This window comes from Fodinibius sp., from assembly GCF_041642155.1.
In the GTDB taxonomy this organism is placed as follows: domain Bacteria; phylum Bacteroidota; class Rhodothermia; order Balneolales; family Balneolaceae; genus Fodinibius.
On the sequence record NZ_JBEPWZ010000279.1, the window covers coordinates 1 to 3,901 of the forward strand.

The 3,901-nt window shown below is 45.1% G+C and carries 3 protein-coding genes and 1 pseudogene; 3 read left to right on the plus strand and 1 reads right to left on the minus strand.

Annotated elements, in window-relative coordinates; translation table 11 throughout:
- The 3 genes and pseudogenes from ACESLU_RS12625 to ACESLU_RS12635 all read left to right on the plus strand — a co-directional run.
- Window positions 1–617: pseudogene (locus ACESLU_RS12625) on the plus strand (hypothetical protein); the annotation flags it as partial.
- 493 nt (window positions 618–1,110) lie between these two features.
- Window positions 1,111–2,004: a sugar phosphate isomerase/epimerase family protein gene (locus ACESLU_RS12630; protein ID WP_372638998.1), complete on the plus strand. Its 894-nt coding sequence runs from the start codon at window positions 1,111–1,113 to the stop codon at window positions 2,002–2,004.
- A 360-nt stretch (window positions 2,005–2,364) separates the two neighbouring features.
- The gene (locus ACESLU_RS12635) at window positions 2,365–3,516 is read left to right on the plus strand and encodes an acyltransferase family protein (protein WP_372639000.1); all 1,152 of its coding nucleotides are present in this window, start codon (window positions 2,365–2,367) and stop codon (window positions 3,514–3,516) included.
- Window positions 3,517–3,588: 72 nt separating this feature from the next.
- On the opposite strand, the gene ACESLU_RS12640 is transcribed toward ACESLU_RS12635, so the two are convergent.
- Window positions 3,589–3,901, minus strand: a 313-nt coding sequence (locus tag ACESLU_RS12640; RefSeq protein ID WP_372639001.1) for an FG-GAP repeat domain-containing protein, incomplete at its 5' end; no start/stop codon positions are given.

Here is a 3,901-nt window from a genome sequence, read left to right on the forward strand (position 1 = left end):
GATTATATACGCAGGATTTTGAAGGCAGCGGGCAGATATCTTCTGTGATTGCTTACCCCGATAACGGGCAGTATTATCCCCTTGAGCCGCTCAATGAATTTCTTCAACAGTTTAGATCCCTGTCTAGCGAAGTTGCTAATTATGCAGCATACACTGAAAAGTCGATGGAGGAAATATTCGGAGAAAATGTTATAAGGGAAGCACAGGTTAAAGAAGTAAATACTCTTGCTTCGCTGTATATCGAAAATCACGGGGATGATTCGTTTAACGTACGGGAACTTCCGGGGAAAACACAGATTGCGCCTGTGCTTGCGATGCATTCCGGTGATTTTGACAGCGATGGGGATAAGGACCTGTTAGTAGGCGGTAATTTGTACGATGTTAAACCAAGTTTCGGGGGGCGGCAGGATGCCAGTTATGGATTGTTACTGCAAGGAAATGGCAGCGGGAAGTTTAACGCTGTGGACCTGCAGGCCAGCGGTTTCTCTGTGGAAGGGGAAACACGAGGTATTATTCCTCTTTTTTCTTCCCAGGGTGACTCGTCCCTGATCGTAGTGAAAAATAATCAGCCAGTGCAGATTTTTGAAAGAAACGTTGCTGACCCGGTGTCACGCTGAAGTTATTCCGGAGTTTGTTGCCACGACTTGGAGAAGGTCAATCATTAATAACACATCTTGTGTGACTATTTCGCAATGTTACCCGGTGTTGGTACAGACAACCGGAAGGTATGCTGAAATACCCGGCTATAGGTAACATTGTGCAATAATTCTGTGATATAAGCGGACGGTGAATGAAATCGACAGGCTCGGATAACCAAGTTGTATATATTTGTTTTTAATTAAAAGAAATTTTAACATACTATGCTTTTTAACCTGAATTATTCATGAATACTATGGAATGATTCGTTATCCTGTTCATTTTTAAAACCTTAGGGTACCATACGGTTATTTTTTTGAATTATTAACATAAGGACTTCGAAATTTGCTCCTGTGCTGCGTTGGACTGAAAATGGCGTGCTCAAGGTACGAAAGTACCTCTCCGCCTCCATTTCCATTCCGCCTTGCTCATAACCAAATTTCTTTGTGAATAATCCAGGCTAAATAAAAAATTATGAGCAGAAGAAAATTTCTTAAAACGTCGGCGTTAGCCATGGGAGCACTTTTACCGTCGCAAAGGCTCAACCAGCAGGCCGCGGACGTTGAAACCCGGATAAATAAAGGTATCAAAATAAGCTTAAATGCCTACTCTTTTAACCGTTATCTGGAGAGCGGAGAAATGACGTTGGAGGAGTTGCTGATGTATTGCTCTGAGCACAACTTTGATGCACTGGATCCGACGGGCTACTATTTTCCGGGCTATCCAGATGTGCCTGCGGATGAATATATCTACAAGATTAAGCGAAAAGCCTTTATTCACGGTGTGGAGATCAGCGGTACGGGGATACGCAATGATTTTACGGATCCCGATCCGGAGCGGAGAAAAGCTGATATTCAACATATCAGGCAATGGATTGAAGTGGCCTCCAAGTTGGGAGCGCCCGTGATAAGAGTGTTTGCGGGCAGGGGTATTCCCGAAGGCTACAGCCGAAGTGAAATGAACGGGTGGATTGTGAACGCTTTGAAAGAATGTGTGGCCTATGGGAAGTCACACGGGGTGATGATTGGCGTACAAAACCACAATGATTATTTGAAAAATGCTGATCATGTACTGGAAATTGTAGAATCCGTTGATTCCGACTGGCTGGGTATCATTTTGGATGTGGGAAGTTTTTCGACCGAAGATCCATACGAAGATATTGCGCGGGTAGCGCCTCATGCCATATCCTGGCAGATTAAGGAACACCTGGGTTACCGGGACCGGACGGTCAGAACGGACTTGAGGAAGATTGTGAACATACTGGAGGATATAGCATACAAAGGATATATTCCCATCGAAACCCTGGGGGGTGATCCAAAGGAAAAAGTACCCCGTTTTTTGGAGGAGGTCAGAGAAGCGCTGTATTAGGTTCTGTGAATGGTTTTATAAAAACCCGGGCCACCTTGTCGATTCCTCTATGACGGGCACGGGTTATGTCATAACATAAATTGTGTTAACAGCTTATAACACCAATTTATACCCACTGTAACAGATGTCAAAACAGGGCCTGTGACGGCTTATTCGGGGTTCACCGTGAGACGCCAGCGTTTGACAGGAATCTTCTCAGAGAGGTCTTTGCAAAACCGGGGGTTTTGTTCAATACCAAAGCCTGAGCGATTGGGCAAAACAACGGTTTTGAAAAGGCCTATCAGAATAGCTCTGCAGTACTTTCAGGGTAAGAATGTCGGAAATTTAGAAAATAGGATTTTTAATAAAAAAACAATTTAATTGAATTTTTTAGGACTCGGTTCATCGAAGAAAAAAAATACTTCAGCAGGAGTTAAGAAGTCGAAACGCCTGCTGTCGATAGATGCATTGCGCGGTTTTGACATGCTTCTCATTTCGGGAGGGGCGCTCTTTATCAGGCGAATGGAAGGAAAAACCGAATGGGGCTGGGTTGATTGGGTGGCCACCCAGATGACGCATCCCGCCTGGCATGGGTTCACCTTCTACGACTTCATTTTCCCTCTATTCCTTTTCATTGCCGGCGTTTCGCTTCCGTTTTCACTGAACAAGGGACTCTCAACCGGTATGGGCAAGCCGCTGTTATACAGGAAGATGTTCCGGAGAATGCTGATCCTGATAGGCTTGGGGATACTGTATAAAAATGCTCCGGTTTCCATTTTCGAGCCTTCCGGAATACGCTATGTCAGTGTCCTCGGCAGAATTGGAATTGCGGTCTTTATTACTACGTTCCTGTATCTGAATTTTTCTAAAAAAGGCCGAATGATATGGATTGGTTCTATCTTACTGCTGTATTATGCCGCTCTTTTTCTCATTCCCGTACCGGGACATGGGGCCGGTGATCTTTCGCTTGAAGGTAATTTGGTGGGATGGATAGACCGGCAGCTTCTGCCGGGACGCCTGTTGCAGGGTTCATATGACGAGCTGGGTTTACTGACCCAGTTGCCGGCTCTCTGCCTGACCGTATTGGGATCTTTTGCCGGCGATATATTAAGGTCCAATCGTGAAGATGGCATGAAACTTCAGTGGCTGTTTATGGCCGGCGTGGCGTGCGTGGGAATCGGACTCGTATGGAGTCTTCATTTCCCGGTTAACAAGCACCTGTGGTCCAGTTCCTTTATTTTACTGACCGGGGGAATGGCTTTCCTTTTCATGTTTGGCTTCTATGCACTGATTGATGTACTGGAGTATAAAAAATGGGCGTTCTTCTTCCAGGTCATTGGCCTGAATTCGCTTACCATTTACCTGGGATACCGGTTTATTGATTTCAGCGAGACTTCTCATCTGCTATTTGCGGGGATCTATTCCATTGCTCCCGAACCCTGGCACGGAGTCTTACAGGCATTTGGGGCCATGATGCTGGTCTGGCTGCTTTTATACTTTTTGTACAAGAAGAAGATATTTATCAAGGTTTGAAAAGCCGTCCTTGATTCTTGTCTCCTCAGAAGGTGATGATGAGACAGGAGAGGAAGGAGAAGATTCCGCTATTCATTCCTGTTGATTTTCCAGCAAAAGGAAGTAGGGGCCTGCCTGCCATTCAGCCTGCAGGCTGTCCGGTGTATTGAAAGATCCTTCGGAAAAGTTGCCCAGGAGTATATCTTTATTTCCATCATCATTCCAGTCGGCTATATCCATGGTAATCCACCGCCCGGCTGAAGCGTCAGGGTGATGGTAAGGGATAAATTTCATATTTCCTTCATTTTTGAACAATACAAACCCCTCTTCCGGGTGATTTTCATAATCTGCATAGAAGGCAATCACAGCTATATCTAACCTCCCATCGTTGTTGAAATCATGAGCT

What these genes read in the sequence shown, in the direction of transcription:
- ACESLU_RS12630 (WP_372638998.1), top strand. Translation starts at nt 1,111, where the DNA reads ATGAGCAGAAGAAAATTTCTTAAAACGTCGGCGTTAGCCATGGGAGCA.